The organism is Bacillus sp. SJS (assembly GCF_000732485.2).
Taxonomy (GTDB): domain Bacteria; phylum Bacillota; class Bacilli; order Bacillales; family Bacillaceae; genus Metabacillus_B; species Metabacillus_B sediminis.
In genome coordinates this window covers 25,495-45,664 of record NZ_JAQV02000013.1, presented here as the reverse complement: position 1 = coordinate 45,664, position 20,170 = coordinate 25,495, and the positions used below count along the sequence as shown (strand labels likewise).

The following is a 20,170-nucleotide window of genomic DNA, read 5'->3' as shown; positions in this document are numbered from 1 at the left end:
TCTGCACTATTGACTTCATTCCCAGAAGGAAACAAACGGATGCATTTGCATATTTTGTTTCCATGGGCACTCATTATGACGCAGCAAGGGGGAGATTATGATTGATTTATACGGTCAAGGCTTTAGAAACAGTAAGTTCTATCGCAAAAGATTTCAGAATCAGTCCTGAGGCACTGGCAAAAGCCAATGGTCTCACAGTTCAGTCTGCCCTCTCACCAGGCAGATCGCTTTTCATTCCCGGTCTTCGTGATCCGAAAACGATTCCTTATCATATTGCTGTATCGATCAGCAAAAAAAAGCTGGGGCTTTACAAAAACGGAATTTTAGTAAAGCAATATCCGATTGCTACCGGACGCATGCTGTATAGTACACCTACTGGAGAATTTGTTATTGTGAACAGAGAGCCGAGTCCCGGCGGTCCCTACGGAGTGATGTGGCTTTCCTTATCAAAAGCAGGTTACGGAATACACGGTACAAATAACCCTTCTTCCATAGGTCAATCCGTTTCAAAAGGGTGTATAAGAATGTATAATAAAGATGTTCTTGAGTTAGCTGCTGCGGTTCCGAATGGTACACGAGTGTCCATCATCGGCTAGATGGGCCGATGTAAAGAATTTTGTAGTTAAAAATTTACAAACATTCCATGTTAAAAAAAGATTGAATCACTTATAATAACAATTGATTGGACTTAAAGGTGAATAGGAGCGTTTGAATGGAGATTTTTAAGAATCCTAATTTCGTAAAGCTCTTTTTTGCAGCCCTTTCCTCGCAAATGGGTACAACCATAGGCAACATGGCCTTTGCTTTTTACATGCTGGAGCATTTCAGCAGCCAGCCCTATTATGCGACGCTTGCAGAGCTTATGTACTCTCTCCCGACTATCTTTGTATTCTTTGTAGTAGGAGTTGTAGCAGACCGGTTTGACAGAAAAAAAGTAGCTGAAAATTGTGACTGGATCCGTGCCGGGCTTAGTGTTGTCCTATTCGGAGCTCTGTTTCTGAATTCAATTCCTCTCATCTTTTTTATTCTATTTTTAAGAAGTGCTGTTACGAAATTTTTCTTCCCGGCTGAAAACAGCCTCGTTCAGGGAATATTAAAGAAGGAACAATACGCACAGGCAGCTGGTTTGAACCAAATCCTTTTTAGTTTATTTATGGTGTTTGGCGTCGGCCTTGGCGCAATTGCATACAAAACGATTGGGATTCATGGTGCAGTTGTTATTGATTTTATTAGCTTTGTAATCTCTGCATTATTAATCAGAGCATGCAAAATTCCAAAAGGTGCAAGACTTCCAAATGGCAGCCCTAACTGGAAGGACATTAATTTCAAAACATCTTTCAAGGATTTTAAAGATGGAATTGTTTATATCATTCAAAACAAGCTTCTAGCTGTCATCATTTTTGGGTTCTTTGTATTTGGATTTGTTAACGGGGGTTTTGCTATACTCCCGATGTTTACAATGAAATACAAGTTATCACCTGAAAATTACGAATGGTATGCTTCATTTTTTGCCATATCGCTCGGAGTCGGCCTTCTTGCCGGCAGTGCGATTGCAACATTCATTGAAAAAAGAATTAAACCTCACCTCATGATGATCGTTCCCATCCTGGCGGCTTCAGCACTCATTGTTCTTCTGGGCTTTACCGACCATTTATGGGTATACTTAACAGCTGTTTTCTTTATTGGCATATGCTTAGGTCCGATAAATATTGCAATTGGCGGCTGGATGCCTAAAATTGTGAATCCTAAGCTAATGGGAAGAGTAAGCGGATGGATTGATCCGCTTATGATGACAGCACAATCACTGACTTTAGGATTCATCGCTCTTGTTTTCCCTAAATTCATTGAAACGATTGATTATATTTATTATGGAATGGCTTCCGTAATTTTTCTTGTTTTTATCTTCTATGCGCTAACGCTCCCTAAACTCAGCGAGCAGGCAGACCTGGAAGAAAAACGGAAAAATCTCCGCGAAAAAAAAGCTAAAAAAACAATGAACACTATATAATAGACGGCTGATTCGATATCAGCCGTTTTTTTATTATTTTTAGTAATGAATATCCTTGTCGAATTTAGTATAATTAGGGATATCATGCTATTGCTTCCAAAGGTTGTGAAATATTGAAGACTTATGCAAATTTTATTAAAAAGGTAATTTCGAACTATATTGCCGGCTCACTGATTGCAGTTTTTGGTGTAGGCTCTGTTTTTATTTTTTCTACCATTTCAATCACTCCAAAAGAAATACTTCTTTTGTTTGGTATTATGATGATTTCTTTTCTGTGTATGATCGCTTCCGATATTGTGTTTCTTAAGTTCCAGCTAATACCGATCAAAACAGGTCTCCAGCATGATGCTTCTCTAGAGGAAATCAAAAAAGCATTTGATCAAGTACACAGATTTCCTTTGCGTACAATCTTCAGGATCAATATCCCCCATTTGCTTGGCTTTTCACTGCCTGGTTTCTCCCTAGCTGTCTATTTGTATCAATTAGGTTTATTCAGCTTTCCATCGTACTATATGATACTTGCAATGGTTGGGGCCATTCTTATAGCCGGTATGCATAGTGTCATCGAATATTTTCTGACGACCAGTTCCATCAAGCCTTTGCTTTATGACCTTAGAAAAAGGGCACTCATGCTGTATGATCAGGATTTGGCACAGCCTTCCAAGATATATACATCCATTCGAAGCAAGGTTTTATTCACGGCCATATATATCGGCATTTTCCCCCTCCTCCTCTTCAGTTTGGCAACCCAAGTACACCTTTCCGAGGCTGCTGCTGAAATGACCCAGGAGTACTGGAGCTGGGCAGCAATTGTTATGTTTATGTCCATTGCATTTTCATCCTTTGTATGTTTTCTCTTGCTGAAGGATATAGGCGAACCGATAGCAAGCCTTGAGAAAGGAATGCGTCTCGTTAAAAAAGGAAAATATGAATACCGGAATGAAGTTTATTCAGATGAATTCTCCCGGCTTATCGCTGGCTATAATCAGATGCTGGAAGGACTGAAAGCAAAGGACCGTATAAACAGTCTTCTGACGGAAAGTCTATTCAGGACTCTTGCTATGACTTTAGATGCAAAGGATCTATATACAGCGGGCCATTCCATCCGGGTTGCCGAATACGCGTTTATTATTGGTGAACATTCGGGTATGAGTAAAGAAGAATTAGATTTGCTGAAGAAAACCGCCCTGCTGCATGATATCGGCAAAATCGGAATAAAGGACAGTATCTTATTAAAAGACGGAAGGCTTACAGAAGAGGAATTTGAAGAAATTAAGCTTCATCCGGTCATTGGAGCAAATATTCTCGCCAATGTAGAGCCGGCTTCTGCAATGGCTCCCCTAATTCCAGGTGTCAAATACCATCATGAAAGATATGATGGCAAAGGGTATCCAGAGGGGCTTAAGGGCGAGAACATCCCTAAATTCGGCAGAATTCTTGCGGTTGCTGACGCCTATGATGCCATGACCTCTGACCGTCCCTACCGTAAAGGTATGCCGGTCTCCAAAGCCCTTTCTATTCTCCGTGAAGGAAAAGGTACACAGTGGGATCCGAAATATACTGACCTGTTTTTAGAGCACATGGAAAATCAAGGTTATTTGGGGGAAGAAGTTAGTTCGTGATTCTCCTCCCTGGTTGCATTTATTTCAAGGTTCCGTATAATTGTACTAAACCAGTTATTATAAATGGAATATTAAGGAGATTTCGTATGATGGATAGACAGAAGGAACAATCCCTGCCCATGACAGCTGACAATATTGCAAAAGCCATATATACCGTTAACCGTCATGCAAAAACAGCTACAAACCCTAAATTCCTTTATTTTTTAAAGAAAAAAGCCCTGATAAAATTAATTTCTGAAGGCAAGGCCGAAAAGAGAGGGCTCCACTTTTCTCAAAACCCCAAATTCAGCAAACAGCAGTCTGATGTTTTAGTATGTGCAGGCTCCTATTACTTTCACATGCCCCCTACAAAAGAAGATTTTCATCAACTACCGCACTTAGGTGCACTCAACCAATCGTATCGCAACCCTAAAACCCATTTGTCATTGCAAAAAGCAAAAGATTTGCTTCAGATGTATACTGGAATAAGGGAAGAAAAGACAAGTAAGCCCGTGCAGCAAGCCCGTACATACGTGAAACCTGTATTTAAAAAACTTGGCGAACATTATTAAAAAGCCGCGCAATCATTTGCGCGGCTTTACTTTATTGTCTCAGAGAACAGCCTCTTCTGAAGCCTTTGAAGCGAATAAAAATACGTAGGAACCTCTTCTGGCTTTAAATTTGCGTACAGCTGCTGCACAACCTGGCTGTAATACCAAGCCTGCTGTTCCTTCCCTCTGCTAAAGTGCTGCCACACCTGATCCCCGTATTTTATTATCTCATGATCTATGCTTTTAAGATTATCTAATTTATCTGCAGCTAACAGCATTTTTTCTTCCAGGCTTGCGGATGCTGCGTGATCAATTGTAGCTTGTTTGCGTTCTTCCCAGGATTTTGTTTTATCTTCCGTATTAAAGGCCACCAGTGCTGCCACAGCAGATCCGAATTTTTCTTTAATATCATCGAGTTTAGTATCTGTATCTTCCACAATATCATGAAGATATCCTGCTGCGACTAATTCCTCAGAAGCTCCTGCTTTGAGCAGGATGGTCGCGGTGTTTTCAACGTGAACAAAGTATGGGACTCCGGACAATTTGCGCACCTGGCCCCTATGCGCAAATTCTGCAAACCTCTTCGCTTCGCTTATCATCCACATCCCATCCTCTCTTTCTTAATCATGTGCAGCTTTGAAGAAAAATCCAGTTAAAAGCGGAATCTAGTGCAGGTCAGATTTTTTAATTTCCTTCTCTCTGATTCGAAGAAGATTAAGCATAGTAAATACCTATGTAAAAAATCGCCTTATTATAGTATCATTCTCTAGCATAGCCTAACTATAAGATAAATTGATCAATTAATGCAACCAGCTTATCAATCTCTGGTTTGCTTACCTGAGCAGCAGCTCCAACCTTTACACCTTTATGCATTAAATCGTTTGTAATTAAGGAAGAAAAAATAATGACCGGAAGCTCTTGCAGCCTGGTGTTCTCTTTAATCCTCTTTGTCAAATGATGCCCGTCCATCTGCGGCATCTCAATATCCGTGATAACAAGCTGAATGCGATCACGCATCGGGCCGTCAGCAGACGCCATATTCTCAAGAAATTCAAGCGCATCTCTTCCGTTTTCGAAAAACTCCACTTCTGAAAATCCAGCCTCTTCCAGCGTTTCTTTCAAAAGCTTCCTCAGCATCGGAGAATCTTCTGCAACCACTATTTTCTTGCCGGATCGCTCTCTTTTTCCAAGCTTCTTTATCCTGTCTATTGTCAAGCCTGAAGACGGATCAATATCTACCACTATTTTTTCGAAATCCAGCATTAATACCATTTTCTCATTTAGCTGAACCACTCCTGTAACATGAGCTTCAAGTCCCTGGTACATGGACGAAGGCTTCTCAATGTGATCCCATGTAACCCGATGAATTTGTGTAACTCCATGAACGTGAAAAATGAGTTTTTGATTATTAAACTCGGTAACAATAAATTTGTCGGCTCTCGTTGGTTCTTGATCAGGTAAATTTAGAGCTTTTGCTGTATGAATTACAGGAAGCACCTCACCCCGGAGTTCCATAATTCCTGCAATATTTGGATGAGAATGAGGCACCACTGTTACTTCAGCAGGCTGAATGATTTCTTTAACTTTTATTACATTAATACCAAAGCGGTTTTCTCCAATTAGAAACTCAACCAATTCCAATTCATTTGTCCCGCTGTCAAGTAATATTCCTTTGTTCATATCCATGCTGTTCTTCCTTCCATTGACTGTTATAGCGATTATATCGGCTGTTTTTGCTTAGAGATGAAGTATCTGAACTTAACAGCATTAATATAAATATTTTAAAAGGCGGTCATCTGCTAGATTTGTATCAATCGGGCAGTTTTTAGCGTCTCTTCCATATTGCCAAATCCAGACATTCCCTTTGCACGGAGGCTTTGCAGGATTAAACGGAGGTGCCTCATATTCCTTGCTTGTTCCCGTTTCAGGCCTTGTACTCCAAAGGATACTCTGATTGGCAATTTTACTGTTTTTACTAACAGCAGCGCAATACGCTTCAGAAAAATCTCCTTTAACCGGATCATGATAAAATCCTGGACGATAGCCGGTTTCTGACATTTTTTCAGCCCACGCTGCAATCCATTCCGGCTGTACCGAGAAAAAATGCTCGATATTAGCAAAAATGACTGTACCCTCTGCAATATCCAGACGCCGGGCATGAAATACAGCATTTCGGACAGCGATCGCTCCTTTATCATATTGTATTGCTTGATCAAAGACGTTATAAATCGGCAAAACCTTTATACCCTTGCTGTGAATAAAACTTATCTCAAGCTTGGATAATCCTCTGGATACTCCCGGAACATCAGCCAAGTACCTTCCCCAGTATGCAGGGGTACCGTAATATTTTTTCACACAATTATATAAGTCCTGATCTGCCTTTTTGGCAGAATCAATTCCCCAAGCCTTGCGCGCCATGCCTTTCACGTCCTCCCGGGTGCTTATCACTTCATGTATATGCAGGAGGAGGCATGTTCTAATCCAATAGCGATGGCCGTGTGTATGGTATACGGTTATGAATGACTAATCCCGCAGCAGCCATGACCATTAATGAAGCCAGTGCTGCCCTGCTTGCCAAATCGCCATAATCAGCGAGGAGCAGTGTAATCGTGCCATAAATGAATGGTCCCACTACCGATGATACTTTCCCGGAGAAAGCAAATAAACCGAAAAATTGTCCGCGTTTTTCCTCAGGGGTAAGTTCCACAATAAGCGTTCTCGATGTTACCCAAACCGCTCCAAGTGATATGCCGAATAAGCTTCCTGCCATCCAGAACATCCACTGCTCAGTTGCTGCCACAGCAATTAGAAGCGCAGCAATCAGGATAAAGCCTACTGCCATAACCGCTCTTTTTGCGCCTTGCGCTTTTGTGATAAATCCAAATAGAAAGGAGCCGCCAATACTTGCTATCGTAGAAACGAGGTAAAGCAAAATGAACTGGCTGTTTGAGAAGCCGACGATGGTTTTCGCATAAATTGCCATCATCGCAATTGCCGTCGCAAGAGCATCATTAATGAAAAAATAAGCAATCATAAACAAAAAAGCAGGCCGGTATCGTTTCAAATCATTGAATGTTTCAAAAATTTCTTTATACCCGCTCATGAAATGCTTTTTCTGCTCCTGATTATGTATGGGCTGATCCTTAGTAAAAAAAAGAAGCGGCAGGGTGAATACAGCAAAGAGAATGGCCGTTGGAATAAAGGCGAGATGAAAATTTTCACCGCCTATGAATGGATAAACAGTCAGACCTGCAAGGGTTCCCACATAACCAACCGCTACCCCAAACCCTGAAATGATCGGCAGGCTCTTCGCATTACTCACATCCGTAATCATAGCATCGTAAAAAATGAGACTGGATGAATAAAAGAATTTTGCAAGGATAAAAAGGATGACGACCATACCAAGTGAAGCAGGTAAACCGAGCAGGCTTCCGGGCAGCTTGACCGAACCAAAGATTCCCATAAGCACCGTACATAGGACCGTTACAGCAGTAAATCGGATGATATATGTTTTCTTTTTGCCGGTCCGGTCAATTTCAACACCAAACAGCGGTGAAAACAATACAAGAAACATCCCAGCTGCGGCATTTGCATAAGAAAGAAACGTACTCGCAATCTGATCCATTCTTTCACTGCTTCCGATCGCTTCTTCCAAATAGAAGGGGAAAAATATCGTGATCATATTGGAGGAGAAAATGGTATTGGCAAAATCATAAAGGGCCCAGGATAAGACTGGCAAGGAAAAGAAGATGGGCCAGGATGACTTAAGCATAGATCCCTTATTTGAAGCGGTCTTGATTTCAGGCATGGATACAGCACCTCCAACAGAATAGGCTAACTTTGAATGATTCGATACAACCGGTCCTGCTTCCTGTCTCTTTACGGAGTTTTAACATTCTTTTTCAATAACTGGTGAAAAACGAAGGTGCAAAAACAGCGGCCTCCTGATATAATGCTTAATGTGAATTGGCATATCGCCGATTGTACGGGTTGGGTCGAGGGATGACAAACAAGGAAGGATTACTGTTGAAATCAATTTTTCAGCTTAAAGAAAATGAAACAACGTTTAAACGGGAAGTACTCGCAGGTCTTGTATCGTACTTGACAGCGGTTTACATTATTGCCGTGAATGCATCTATTCTCTCAGATGCAGGCATTCCGCTTGAAGCAGGAATGATTGCCACTGTACTCGCATCTTTTATAGGGTGCCTGCTAATGGGACTGATAGGAAACACCCCCATCATTTTAGTACCTGGCATGGGCGTAAATGCATTATTTACGTATACCATTTGTCAATCAATGGGGATTCCCTGGCAGCAGGGATTGGCAGTAGTGGTGATATCAGGGGCGCTGTTTGCAGCCGTTTCATTCACAAAACTGACAGAGCTTCTAACCGCTTCCATTCCCTCCTCTCTGAAAGAAGCCATCACCGTAGGAATTGGAATTTTCCTTACCTTTATCGGTCTTCAAAAAGCAGGTCTTGTGCAAGCGAGCGAAACAACGTTCGTCCGGCTTGGGGACTTAACGGATCCTGCTGTTATAGCATCGATATTGACCCTGATTGTGACAGTTGTCCTTTTTGCCAGAGGTGTGCCGGGACATTTCCTGATCAGCATACTTGCAGGAACATTGATTGCCTTTTCTTTCGGATTGTTTAACACGGGAATGCCATCTGAACGTTCCAAAGGATTCAGCAGCTACATTGAAGTGCTTGGGTCTATCTCATTCACTGGAATAGCGGACCTTGCTTTCTGGATCGGTGTTTTTTCTTTGACTATGGTTATCGTTTTTGAAAACGTAGGACTCGTTCATGGTCATACTGCTATGATTAAACGAGGTGACCGTTTCAAACGTTCGCTTCAGGCGAATTCCATTTCAGCCATTACATCAGGTTTTTTAGGAACAAGTCCAACGGTAAGCACCGTTGAATCTGCTGCTGGAATATCTGCCGGCGGAAGAACCGGGCTGACCGCTATAACGACAGGTTTATTATTTTTGGCATCCTTGCTTTTCCTGCCTTATATTAAACTGATACCTGATACCGCGATTGCCCCAATTCTGATTTTAATCGGGGGACTAATGATTCAGAACATCCAGAACATCGACTTGCAGGATTTCTCTGAAAGCTTTCCTGCATTCCTGATTATTGCTCTGATTCCCCTCACATACAGTATTGTAGATGGAATGGCTTTCGGTTTTATTGCTTATCCTATTTTGAAAATGGCGATGAAACGTTCAAAGGAAATCGCTTTTCCATTATATATAATTGCCTTGCTCTTTTTAGCAAGCATGATCTTTCATTCTGTATAGTAAAAGCCGCCATTTTTTGGCGGCTTTTACATTTCTTCTATACCCACAGCTTTATCGATCTGCTTTCTATGATGGCGGTCGTGCTCTAAAAAATCCTCTATATAAGATTCGATAGTGAACCTATGACTTCCAATCCAAAAAGACTGCTTCCGCTTTTCCTCCGGCATACTCTCAACATATTGTATAATGCGCAGTCTTGTTTCCATAAATTCTCTGATTAACTGCGATTTGTCAGCTCCATTCCTCGCCTGGGCTGCTGCCTTGGCATTAAATGAATCAAAGTCAGGAAACGGATCAAATTGTACCATTCCCTCTCCTATGCTCTCAAAATGCTGTTCAAGAGTATATTGATCCCAAGCCGTCAAATGAGCAAAAATTTCAGCAGGAGAGCATTTTCCTTCTTGAATCGGCATGAAAAAAAGTTCTTCCTTCACTTCATTTAATTGCTCCACCCAATCCACCATCAACCTAGATTCTTCCAATTGATTCATCCTGATTCCTCCACACGAATGTGCTTGTTAATAAAAAGAAATATTATTAAGTCAAGCTGGTATAAGCTTTTAAGGTAATTGTGACTACTGTTCCTTCATTTATCTTGCTGGTGTATTCAATTTCTCCGTCCATATCGTGAATGAGGCGGCTCGTAATCATCGTTCCAAGACCCGTACCTTTTGTTTTCGTTGTATAGAATGGCAAACCGATATTCTGAAGCTGTTCCTCCGTCATTCCCTTGCCGGTATCAGCAATTGTGACAATCACTTTGCCATTAAAGTAATCCGGTTTTTTAGCTACAGTGATCCGGCCCCCTCCCTCGATGGATTCGATTGAGTTCTTCAGCACATTCATGATTGCCTGCATTAAATGCTCAGCATCTCCTACAACATCGTTACTTGGAACCAGTTCCAATTTTATTTCAGTATTTTCATAGATAGCAAGCGGTTTAAGCAGCTCAACTGAATCACGCATCAACTCATCGATTTTCACTCTTGAAAGCGAAAATTCATATGGTTTCGCTAGCTTTAAATAATCTGTAATAATTTTATTCGTACGGTCGAGTTCACTCAGAATTAGCGGAGAGAACTCCATCAGCTTCTGGTCGGTTGTATCTTCCTGCAAAAACTGAATAAAACCTCTTACAGCGGTAATCGGATTGCGGATTTCATGCGCAATGGATGCAGCCATCTGCCCGATTGTTGTTAATTTATCAAGGTATATCATATTGTCCAGGTTCCGGTTTATACGGATAAGGGCTTCAATAATAGCGATGACCGCCATCGTAACCGCAAAGAAAAACACGAAATAAATCATATAAAAGTCAATGCGCAAAAACGTGATAAAACGGGAAACAATCCATATATAGAAGAAGAAATAAAGTAACGTAATAAAAGCTCCCGCAATAAGACGAACCTTGGATTTCAGAAAGATTCTTCTAAAAAGCAATCCCGCTGCATAGGCAGCCGCATTTATGAAAATTCCAACAAAAACGAATTCTCCTCCAAAGCCGTAGCGGACGGCACATACAAAAAGCAAGGCAATTCCGCCCGCCAGCCATCCAGAATATAGCGTAACAATCAGTATGGCAATCATTCTGAAATCAAAAAATGTTTCCCCCAGGTCTTCAATTGGATATAGCATGCAGAGCATTGCGCCAAATCCGCTGATAAGTCCATATATAATCTGCTGCTTCACCTTGATTTTTTTCCTTGAGTGAAAGGGAAACATTAAATTGGCGTTAAAAGTAAATGAAAACAGAATGGCCATGTTAACGATAAGTGGTTTTAAATAAATGAGCACTCGCTACCTCCGTCCATCATAATACTTTCAAAATATATCATGAATTTCCTTTAAGCCGTACAAAAAATTGGATAAGAAAAAATAATTGCGGGTTTGCCCATTCCTTTCTGTACAAATTTGGATAATCAATTCATAATTCAAATGGAAAGACACTTTATTTTAAGGGAGCAAACAATATGAAAGAAAGCAAAAAGGGCCTTGTTGTCACGGGTCTCCTGCTTGGGATTTTAATGGCCGCGATGGATAACACAATCGTGGCTACCGCGATGGGAACCATAGTAGGGGATCTGGGAGGATTGGATCAATTTATATGGGTAACATCAGCCTACATGATTGCAAGTGTTGCGGGGATGCCTATTTTCGGCAAGCTCTCTGACATGTACGGCCGAAAAAGATTTTTCATTGCAGGATTAACCATCTTTATTATCGGATCTATTCTTTGCGGCACCGCTCAGGATATGGCGCAGCTAAGTATTTACCGTGCTATTCAGGGGATTGGCGGAGGTGCGCTAATGCCGATTGCATTTACGATTATGTTCGATATTTTCCCTCCTGAAAAACGGGGTAAAATGTCAGGTTTGTTTGGAGCTGTTTTTGGAATATCCAGTGTATTCGGTCCGCTTCTCGGAGCCTATTTAACGGATTTTCTAAATTGGCGCTGGGTATTTTATGTAAACATTCCTCTTGGCCTGATTGCTTTTTTCCTAGTCGTAAAATTTTATTTCGAATCACTTGAACGCAGGAAGCAGAAAATTGACTGGGCTGGGGCCTCCCTGCTCGTAGCTTCTGTATTATGCCTTATGTTTTCACTCGAGCTTGGCGGAGATGAAATTCCTTGGAATTCCCCGTTAATGGCGGGTCTGATTGCCGGTTTTGCCATTTTGCTTATATCATTTATATTTGTTGAAAGAAAAGCCTCAGACCCTGTCATTCCATTCGATTTATTTAAGAACAGGCTGTTCGCAGCCAGTCAGGCAGCGGGATTCTTTTACGGATCCGCTTTTATTCTGGGCACAATATTCATTCCGATTTTTGTACAGGGCGTTTATGGAGGATCTGCAACTAATGCAGGATTTATCCTAATGCCTATGATGCTTGGAAGTGTTGCAGGCAGCCAGGCTGGAGGAGGTTTTGCATCGAAGACCTCCTATCGCAGCCTGATGCTGATCTCGGCTGTTCTGTTCATTGCCGGCCTGTTTCTCCTTGGCACGCTTTCAGCAGATACTCCAAGAGTATATTTAACCATTTATATGGTGATTTTAGGGCTTGGCGTTGGATTTTCATTCCCGCTGCTCAGTATGGCTTCTGTGCATGGCATCAGCATGAGACAGCGCGGAACAGCAAACTCCACGAACGCCTTTTTCCGTACGATTGGTATGACACTTGGTGTAACCGTATTTGGAACCCTGCAAAATAATCTTTTAATGGATGAATTGAAAAAAACAATGCCTAATTTCGAAAAATTCAGCCCTACAGGGGATTCTAGAGCTATGCTTTCCCCTGAAGCAAGGGAGCAAATGCCGCCTAATGTACTCTCTGCCATTCAGGATGCTATGGCTGGATCCATTTCGGAAATGTTTATGTGGTCCCTGGCTGCAGGCGTTCTTGCTCTCGTTTTTGTTGCACTTATGCCTAACGCCAGACTCGAAGTACCAGGCAGCCTGCAGCAGAACACTAAAACTCCTGTTAAACAGGCTAAATAGTCATTCAATCGACCAGCTCTCTAATAAAGAGCTGGTTTTTTATAATAGCAAGGAACTTTTCCTTTCTTTACATAAAATTAATATAATTTTGTCGAGCCTTATAGTAAAATAGTAGTAATTAATGCACAACGCGAACTAGTCAAGGAGTCATGCTCATGATAAAGATTGGAGAAATAACCGAAAAAGCACCGGTTATTACAGGGGATGTCAAAACCCAAACCGCCGGTTCCATATTTGAAGAACAGCCTTCCGCCCAAGGGATTGTTGTCTTAAAAAATGACCGCCCAATTGGACTCGTGATGAAATCCCGCTATAACCACAAGCTTTCAGCCAAATATGGGTATGATCTTTTTATGGGGCGCCCTATTGAATTAATTATGGACTCCAAGCCTCTGATTGTAGACCAGGAAGACAGCATAACCGAGGTAAGCTCTCTTGCCATGAACCGCGAAGAGCAGCATCTTTATGATTACATTATTGTGACTTCAGAAGGTAAATACTCCGGAATTATCAGCATCAGGAATCTCCTCATCAAATTTGCAGAAGTCCAAGCCGATCTTGCCACGTGGACGAACCCGCTCACCGGTTTGCCCGGAAATGTGCTCATTGAGCAGAAGCTTAACGAAATCATTAGTACGGAGCATCCTTTTTCCCTTCTTTATGCAGACCTGGATCATTTTAAAGAATATAATGATTTGTTTGGTTTTAAGAGGGGTGACCTTCTTATAAAAGAGACAGCCAATATTCTAATCAAATATCTTTTTTTCAAAAAAAACGAAAACGCTTTTTTAGGCCATATTGGCGGTGACGACTTTCTTGCCGTCGTACCGCATTTCGGGTACGAGCAGCTTTGCAAAAATATTATCAATGAGTTTACTGTTGTGGCAAAAAAGTATTACGAAGAGGAGGACTGGGACCGCGGATATACCGTTGGGCTATCCAGAAAAAATGTGTATGAGGAAATTCCCCTCGTAAGCCTTTCCATCGCAGTTGTAACAAATCAAACGATGCACTTTTCATCAAGCGAAGAATTGAGCAACGCGGCTGCACAGACCAAAAAGAAGTGCAAATCGATTCATCACAGCTGCTACTTTCAATATTCTCCAAAGCAAAAAGTTCATATGTAAATTCAGGCGGGCAAACACCCATTATTGAATTTATGCATAGGGTACATTGACTACACTTTCCCTCAAGAAGGAGGAAATTTATGTATCCCTATTTAGCAAATCCCTATGAATTTTATCCATACGCTCCTAACGCATACGATCCATATTCCTATGCTTTCAATCCATTTGACCGTCAAATGATGCCACCACCTCCGCCACCGCCAGGAGGTGGTGGATTTCCTGGTCAAGGACAAGGGCAGGGACAGCCTCCAGGTCCACCCCCTGGTTTCACCCCACAGCAGCAGGCAACTGCTTTTGCTGTTGACCCTGGTGGAATCCGCAGGTGTTTATACAGAAACACTTATGTATGGCTGAATAACGGACAGCAATTCTGGTTCTATCCAACATTTGTCGGCAGAAATTCTACAGCAGGATTCAGATGGTTCCCAGGCTTTAGACAATGGGGCTACTTTGGCATTGATCTCCGCCAGATCAGTTCATTTACTTGCTTCTAATACAAAAAACAGACTGATTGGGTTTACCCATCAGCCTGTTTTTTTTGCCCATTTCAAGCTCCTTAATCTCCGGTAAGTCCCGTATTTTTCACAGTATCCCGTTTCAGATCAAGGAGTTCGAATGCTCTTTTAACAGCTGCTTTTCCGGAATGGGCATAATGCATTTCCACGGTTCTCCGTTCATCAAGATAGCTGCCTTCAAATGCAGCATCTTTTATCTTAGCTGCCCAGCCTCCCGAGGTTTCGACGATAACGACCGGCTTACTATTCATATAAGCTGCTGACAACTCACCGAGAGTTCCGTTCCCTCCCCTGATCATAATGATCGCATCACAGGAATGAACGAGTATGAGACTGCGATAATCAAAGCCCAGGCCTGTCGTAATAGGGATATCCAAATAATCATTTGCCACATCTGTCTTATCGCCGGCTAAGATACCGATAACAAGTCCCCCTGCTTCTTTAGCCCCCTTTGAAGCATGCTCCATGACCCCGCTCCCGCCGCCTGTAAGGAGAACAGCCCCTCTTTTCGCAACCTCAGCTCCTGCTTCCTCAGCAATTGTGCATATTTCCTCAGGTATAACTCCAGATTGACCGATAATCGCTATTCTAATCATACATGCCCCCCGCTTTGATCTATTATCTTTATTATACTTGAAATAAGCAGCTTTTAACGGCGGCACATGAAATTCACCTTTCTTTTACCAGTAAAATGATTTGAGGATCTGGCCATCATAGTTAATGAAAGGAGGGATCATCATGACAAAGAGAAACCGCAAATCGAAATCCGGCCTGCAGCACACAAAAGCAATTACAGATACAGAATTTTCAGCTGAAGCAAAAACAGCTAATTCGGCCGCCAGAAAATCACACCCTTCTGCTAAATAAAAAAATTCGGTCTCTCTAAACGTGAGACCGAATTTCTTCTTCCATCTTTTTCATTTTTTCTTTAAAAGCTTCTCTGCGCTCAGCTTGTTCATAGATTTTTTCCATTTCTGCTTTATAAAATTTCATATGCTCTAAGGTCATTGCATTAAACATTTCACTTCTGAGCTTTACAACAAGTATTTTCTCTTCCGGTGTAAGATAGGCATCATCTGGAAGCACAATTTTCACCTTCTTAAGAGGGATATTTAATTTCTCACCTATGAGAAACAGTTAAAACTTAGATTTTTTATAGCGTAGCCAGCCGACCTTCCAAAAGAATCCAATCATGAGCAGAGCGATTACAATCATAATACCTATAACGATGAAATAACTGTTTCTTCCCTGCAGCTCAGGCATGTATTGAAAATTCATCCCGTAAAGCCCTGCAATGAATGTGAGAGGAAGAAATATGGATGACATCACTGTCAGCGTCATCATAATCCGGTTCATTTTATCTGAACTGATTGAAAGGTAGCTGTCCCGAATATCGGCAGTCAGTTCCCTATTTGCATCAATCATTTCAACGAGCTTCAGCAAGTGGTCATAAACGTCCTGCAAATAAATTTCTTTCTCCTTCAATCCGTTCAGCTTCGTTGAAGAAATCATTCTATACAGTAAATCCCTCATAGGGATAATACTCCTGCGAACACTTGATAAATCCGTTCTGATGCTGAAGACCTCTTCCATAATCGAGCTGATTGTTCTTTCCTCAGTTTTATCCTCAAGTGAATTTAATACATCCTCCAGACGGTAAACAGGAGGGAAGTAATCGTCGACAAGTTTGTCTAGAATTTGATACATAATTTGGAGAGGTCCGGCCTGCATCGCAGCGTCCTTTTTGACGCGGAGAAACATATTGCTGATTTCCCTTATAGGTTTTTTATGGAAGGAAACAAGATATTGATCACTTACGAACAAGTCAACTTCCTCTGCATCAAGGGTTTTTTGATGGATTGCATGAAGAACAAGAAAAAAATATCCATCGTAAAAGTCCATCTTAGGTCTCTGGGTAAATTCAACGCAGTCTTCAATCGCTAATGGATGAAAACGGAAAAATTTCGAAAGCAGCTGGATTTCTTTTTCAGTTGGTTCTTGAAAATCAACCCAGTACCACTTATAATCTTCTTTCTTTAAAGAACTTAGCGGCAAATCGTATACTACATCCCCTGTGTTGGTTACGGCTACGGTTCTAATCAATTGCTCCAACTCCGATTCACAGTTTTATTCCATATGAATTTACCCTTTCATGCTGGAATTAAACCATCTTTCTTAAGTATACATATGATTGGACTCCATTGTAAGGAGGACTTTAGCAGCGAAAAAGTTTATCTTTACAAATCCCCGATAAGATTTGTTAAAATGAGACATAAGCACGAGGAAGAAAAGGTGATTGTATGGAACATTTAATCCAGCCGAGAGTGAAAGAACTTGAAATGTCAGGAATCCGAAAATTTTTCAATTTAGTGGCAGACTATGATGATGTCGTGTCGCTAACGATTGGCCAGCCTGATTTTTTCACTCCTCATCATGTAAAAGCGGCAGCTAAAAAAGCAATTGATGATAATTTTACTTCTTACACCCATAATGCAGGGTTTTTAGAGCTTAGAAAAGCAGCCAGTGATTATTTATTTAAAAAATATAAGCTTTCCTACCGGCCAGAGGACGAAATGATTGTAACAGCCGGCGCCAGCCAGGCGATTGATCTTACTCTGAGGACCATCCTAGCTGAAGGCAGCGAGGTTATCCTGCCCGGTCCGGTATATCCAGGCTACGAGCCGATTATAAAGCTATGCGGTGCCATTCCGGTCCATGCTGATACGACGAGAACTCAATTTAAGCTGACAGCTGAGCAAATTGAAGCGCGGCTGACAGATCGAACGAGATGCGTCATCCTGCCGTACCCCTCTAACCCAACCGGTATGACACTTGAAAAAGAGGAGCTTGAAAAAATCGCCCAGCTGTTAAGAGGCAGAGATATTTTTGTTCTTTCTGATGAAATATACAGTGAGCTAGTCTTTACCGATGCCCATTCCTCCATAGCATCCATGCTTCCTGAGCAGACCATCGTCATTAATGGGCTTTCTAAATCCCATAGCATGACGGGGTGGAGGATTGGATTCGTTTTTGCACGTAAAGAAATAGCAAAGCACATGCTGAAGGTTCATCAGTACAACGTATCATGCGCTTCATCAATTTCACAAAAAGCTGCATTTGAAGCGCTGACAAATGGAATAGATGATGCCCTAATCATGCGTGACCAGTACCGAAAAAGAATGGAGTATGTATACGGAAGGCTTATAAAAATGGGTATCGAGACAGCGAGGCCTACTGGAGCTTTTTATATTTTCCCTTCGATTAAAAAGTTCGGACTCTCCTCATTTGATTTTGCGCTATCCCTTGTAAGCGACGGCGGGGTGGCTGTCGTTCCGGGAAGTGCTTTTTCAAAGTACGGAGAAGGATTTGTCCGCATTTCCTATGCTTATTCAATGGAAGAACTAGAGAAGGGGATGGACCGCTTGGATCACTATATCCGCCATGTGGTTCAGCCGGTTTAATACAGTTAAATTTGTCTGTTGATTTCCGCTGCAGGCGTTAAAAACAGCACCAGGCTTTAACAGATCAATAAAAAAGGACGCTCATTTTATACCGGGCGTCCTTCTTTTATTGGGAACCAGATTGTAAAGATTGTTCCTTTTCCTTTCTCACTGGCAAGGCTAACCTTTCCAAAATGATTTTCAATAATATTATACGTAATCATTAATCCAAGTCCCGTTCCTTTTTCCTTCGTTGTAAAAAACGGATCTCCCATTTTTTTAAGGACGGCTTCGGGAATGCCCTCCCCTTCATCCTGAACGGTAACTTTAATTTGATTTTGATTCAAACTTGTGCAAATTTTTACTCTTCCGCCCTTTGGCATCGCATCAATGGAATTTTTGATTAAATTTATAAAGACCTGTTTAAGCTGGTTTGGATCACCAAAAAGGATGGATTCATCCTCCGAATGGACGTTTTCAATAAAAACACCGTTCAAATTTGCCTGAGTCTCAAGCAACGTTGTTACTTCTAATATAAGCTTCTTCAAATCCGTTTCAATAAACATGCTGTTCTGAGGCTTTGCAAGGACCAGAAGCTCGCTCAAAATGAGCTCGATGCGGTTTAATTCCCCAAAGACGATATCAAAGTACTGGTCGCTGCTTCTTTCTTTAGTCCTCATTAACTGTAAAAACCCTTTAATCGCTGTGAGAGGGTTTCGAATTTCATGGGCAATGCCAGCAGCAAGCTGTCCGGCTACAGATAATTTTTCAGATCTCAGCATTAGTTCTTCGGTCTTCTTCTTTTCGGATAAATCCCTCAATATCACTTGTACGGCAGGCTCTCCGAAATAAGAAGTTGGGATGCAGACCATTTCTGTATAGATCAGCCTGTTTTCATATGTTCTCCAGATCACTTCTCCTATTTCGGAATCTGATTGGCCAATCAGAATTTCTTTAATTAGCTTTTGCGCAATCTTCTCCTGTTCTTCCTCCATGAAATGGCAGTAATTCTTCCCGAGCATATCCTGATACCCTGAAGCCTGGAACAGCTTGACACCGGATTCATTGATAAATACCCATTTATTCCGATGGATGACCGCGATGGTGTCCAATGAATTTTGTATAAGCCTCTGATAGCGTTCACGGCTTTTCTGCAGGATCTTCTGAAAACGTTTGCGGGCAGAAATATCAAGCAGAACAACAAGCTCAGCTCGTTTATGTTCATATTGTATGGAGGAGGTCTTCACCTCAATTTCAATCGGGACCCCATCAAGTCGTCTCCATGTTTGCTCCACAGTGCCGATCTTGCCGCCTTTTTGGAGCCGCTCTATACGGTTTCGGAATATCTCCCTGTATTCATCCTGAATCAGCTCAAGAGAATTGAGTCCAATGAGTTTGGAATCATCAGTCCCTGCATTTAAGAGTGCTATGGCTTCCTTATTCGCATATTGAATAATTCCATTTACAGTAATTAAAAGCGGGCTTGGCAAATTATTTAAATATCTTTTTTCATCCATTCCATCCGCATTTATTATCCACTGCTCGTTTGGTATTCTCTGCTTTCCATTACAATGAATAACTTTTAGGACGATTTCTTCCCGGTTTCCATCCCCAATCATACTCCTGATGTAATCCAGCGTAGCTTTTGCCCACACAAAATCATCTCCACATCGCATCCTGAAAGTACAAAGATCCATATGATGCTGATTCTGCATGTAACTTTCCAGTGTCTGAACATCTTCACTATGTACAAAGTCAGAAAAATAATTTCCAATTAGCTCATCATTCTTAACACCCATTAAATCAATGGTATTTGCTGAAGCATAAAGTATCTTTCCATGTGAATTGAGTACTGTGTACATGGAGTCTGTTTTTTCTTTTTGCTGATCCATGGCTTCCCCCCCTTTTCGGAAAAGCAATCAGATGAATCTATTTATCTTTGTTCTTTCTAATAATCTCTGTTCCCTTTTCAGGATCGAGTAATTCAACATGGAGCTTTAAAACGGCTGTTTTGAAAACGTTGTTCTCTTAGTCGCTATCCAACATTGCTTGATAGCAGCTCTCAGGCTGCAAGGGCGGAGAATATCCTCAACGCGGTGTGAAAGTTCCCGCCAATCACAC

At 41.5% G+C, this 20,170-nt stretch carries 20 protein-coding genes; 10 read left to right on the top strand and 10 right to left on the bottom strand.

Annotation, left to right across the window (positions count from 1 at the left end):
- Nucleotides 1-101 precede the first annotated feature (101 nt).
- The 4 genes from AS29_RS06700 (at nucleotide 102) to AS29_RS06685 (ending at nucleotide 4,181) form a co-directional block, all read left to right on the top strand.
- Nucleotides 102-596, top strand: a complete 495-nt coding sequence (locus AS29_RS06700) for a L,D-transpeptidase family protein (RefSeq protein ID WP_035407070.1) — start codon at nucleotides 102-104, stop codon at nucleotides 594-596.
- Nucleotides 597-712: 116 nt separating this feature from the next.
- On the top strand, nucleotides 713-2,008 hold the full coding sequence (locus AS29_RS06695) for an MFS transporter (RefSeq protein WP_035407067.1): 1,296 nt from the start codon (nucleotides 713-715) through the stop codon (nucleotides 2,006-2,008).
- 113 nt (nucleotides 2,009-2,121) lie between these two features.
- A complete protein-coding gene (locus AS29_RS06690) occupies nucleotides 2,122-3,630 on the top strand; it encodes an HD-GYP domain-containing protein (RefSeq protein ID WP_035407065.1) in 1,509 nt (502 codons plus the stop codon).
- Nucleotides 3,631-3,716: 86 nt separating this feature from the next.
- Nucleotides 3,717-4,181 carry a YkyB family protein gene (locus tag AS29_RS06685; RefSeq protein ID WP_035407062.1) on the top strand — a complete coding sequence of 155 codons (465 nt, stop codon included), beginning with the start codon at nucleotides 3,717-3,719 and terminating at the stop codon, nucleotides 4,179-4,181.
- A 26-nt stretch (nucleotides 4,182-4,207) separates the two neighbouring features.
- Here the strand turns inward: AS29_RS06685 and AS29_RS06680 are convergent, their stop codons facing one another.
- The 4 genes from AS29_RS06680 to AS29_RS06665 all read right to left on the bottom strand — a co-directional run bounded on the left by AS29_RS06680 (nucleotide 4,208) and on the right by AS29_RS06665 (nucleotide 7,968).
- Entirely contained in the window at nucleotides 4,208-4,759 is a 552-nt protein-coding gene (locus tag AS29_RS06680) for an HD domain-containing protein (RefSeq protein ID WP_035407058.1), read from the bottom strand.
- Nucleotides 4,760-4,940: 181 nt separating this feature from the next.
- The gene (locus AS29_RS06675) at nucleotides 4,941-5,846 is read right to left on the bottom strand and encodes a chemotaxis protein (RefSeq protein WP_035407055.1); all 906 of its coding nucleotides are present in this window, start codon (nucleotides 5,844-5,846) and stop codon (nucleotides 4,941-4,943) included.
- 81 nt (nucleotides 5,847-5,927) lie between these two features.
- Entirely contained in the window at nucleotides 5,928-6,578 is a 651-nt protein-coding gene (locus tag AS29_RS06670; RefSeq protein ID WP_035407052.1) for a glycoside hydrolase domain-containing protein, read from the bottom strand.
- Nucleotides 6,579-6,636: 58 nt separating this feature from the next.
- Nucleotides 6,637-7,968 carry an MFS transporter gene (locus AS29_RS06665; protein ID WP_051860651.1) on the bottom strand — a complete coding sequence of 444 codons (1,332 nt, stop codon included), beginning with the start codon at nucleotides 7,966-7,968 and terminating at the stop codon, nucleotides 6,637-6,639.
- 194 nt (nucleotides 7,969-8,162) lie between these two features.
- On the opposite strand from AS29_RS06665, the gene AS29_RS06660 reads away from it, so the two are divergent.
- Nucleotides 8,163-9,470, top strand: a complete 1,308-nt coding sequence (locus tag AS29_RS06660; protein ID WP_035407049.1) for an NCS2 family permease — start codon at nucleotides 8,163-8,165, stop codon at nucleotides 9,468-9,470.
- 26 nt (nucleotides 9,471-9,496) lie between these two features.
- Here AS29_RS06660 and AS29_RS06655 read toward each other — a convergent pair whose 3' ends face one another.
- Together AS29_RS06655 and AS29_RS06650 are read right to left on the bottom strand one after the other, a co-directional pair.
- Entirely contained in the window at nucleotides 9,497-9,961 is a 465-nt protein-coding gene (locus AS29_RS06655; protein ID WP_035407046.1) for a DinB family protein, read from the bottom strand.
- A gap of 46 nt (nucleotides 9,962-10,007) precedes the next feature.
- Complete coding sequence (locus AS29_RS06650; RefSeq protein ID WP_035407043.1) at nucleotides 10,008-11,264, bottom strand: ATP-binding protein; 1,257 nt, start codon at nucleotides 11,262-11,264, stop codon at nucleotides 10,008-10,010.
- A gap of 176 nt (nucleotides 11,265-11,440) precedes the next feature.
- Between AS29_RS06650 and AS29_RS06645 the strand changes: the two genes are divergently transcribed.
- The 3 genes from AS29_RS06645 (at nucleotide 11,441) to AS29_RS06635 (ending at nucleotide 14,588) form a co-directional block, all read left to right on the top strand.
- Nucleotides 11,441-12,967, top strand: coding sequence for an MDR family MFS transporter (locus tag AS29_RS06645; RefSeq protein ID WP_051860650.1), 1,527 nt, complete (start codon nucleotides 11,441-11,443; stop codon nucleotides 12,965-12,967).
- Between the two features lie 155 nt (nucleotides 12,968-13,122).
- Nucleotides 13,123-14,094: a GGDEF domain-containing protein gene (locus AS29_RS06640; protein ID WP_051860649.1), complete on the top strand. Its 972-nt coding sequence runs from the start codon at nucleotides 13,123-13,125 to the stop codon at nucleotides 14,092-14,094.
- Nucleotides 14,095-14,174: 80 nt separating this feature from the next.
- Nucleotides 14,175-14,588 (top strand): hypothetical protein, encoded by a 414-nt coding sequence (locus tag AS29_RS06635; RefSeq protein WP_035407040.1) that lies wholly within the window; start codon nucleotides 14,175-14,177, stop codon nucleotides 14,586-14,588.
- 62 nt (nucleotides 14,589-14,650) lie between these two features.
- Here the strand turns inward: AS29_RS06635 and AS29_RS06630 are convergent, their stop codons facing one another.
- A complete protein-coding gene (locus AS29_RS06630; RefSeq protein ID WP_035407037.1) occupies nucleotides 14,651-15,205 on the bottom strand; it encodes a TIGR00725 family protein in 555 nt (184 codons plus the stop codon).
- A 142-nt stretch (nucleotides 15,206-15,347) separates the two neighbouring features.
- Between AS29_RS06630 and AS29_RS21885 the strand changes: the two genes are divergently transcribed.
- The gene (locus tag AS29_RS21885) at nucleotides 15,348-15,476 is read left to right on the top strand and encodes a hypothetical protein (RefSeq protein ID WP_269449390.1); all 129 of its coding nucleotides are present in this window, start codon (nucleotides 15,348-15,350) and stop codon (nucleotides 15,474-15,476) included.
- 15 nt (nucleotides 15,477-15,491) lie between these two features.
- Here AS29_RS21885 and AS29_RS06625 read toward each other — a convergent pair whose 3' ends face one another.
- Complete coding sequence (locus AS29_RS06625) at nucleotides 15,492-15,695, bottom strand: hypothetical protein (protein WP_035407034.1); 204 nt, start codon at nucleotides 15,693-15,695, stop codon at nucleotides 15,492-15,494.
- 51 nt (nucleotides 15,696-15,746) lie between these two features.
- The gene (corA, locus tag AS29_RS06620) at nucleotides 15,747-16,721 is read right to left on the bottom strand and encodes a magnesium/cobalt transporter CorA (protein WP_156505881.1); all 975 of its coding nucleotides are present in this window, start codon (nucleotides 16,719-16,721) and stop codon (nucleotides 15,747-15,749) included.
- A 188-nt stretch (nucleotides 16,722-16,909) separates the two neighbouring features.
- Here corA and AS29_RS06615 point away from each other — a divergent pair, with 188 nt between their 5' ends.
- A complete protein-coding gene (locus tag AS29_RS06615) occupies nucleotides 16,910-18,070 on the top strand; it encodes an aminotransferase A (RefSeq protein WP_035407028.1) in 1,161 nt (386 codons plus the stop codon).
- Between the two features lie 86 nt (nucleotides 18,071-18,156).
- Here the strand turns inward: AS29_RS06615 and AS29_RS06610 are convergent, their stop codons facing one another.
- Nucleotides 18,157-19,941, bottom strand: a complete 1,785-nt coding sequence (locus AS29_RS06610; RefSeq protein WP_035407025.1) for a PAS domain-containing protein — start codon at nucleotides 19,939-19,941, stop codon at nucleotides 18,157-18,159.
- Nucleotides 19,942-20,170 lie beyond the last annotated feature (229 nt).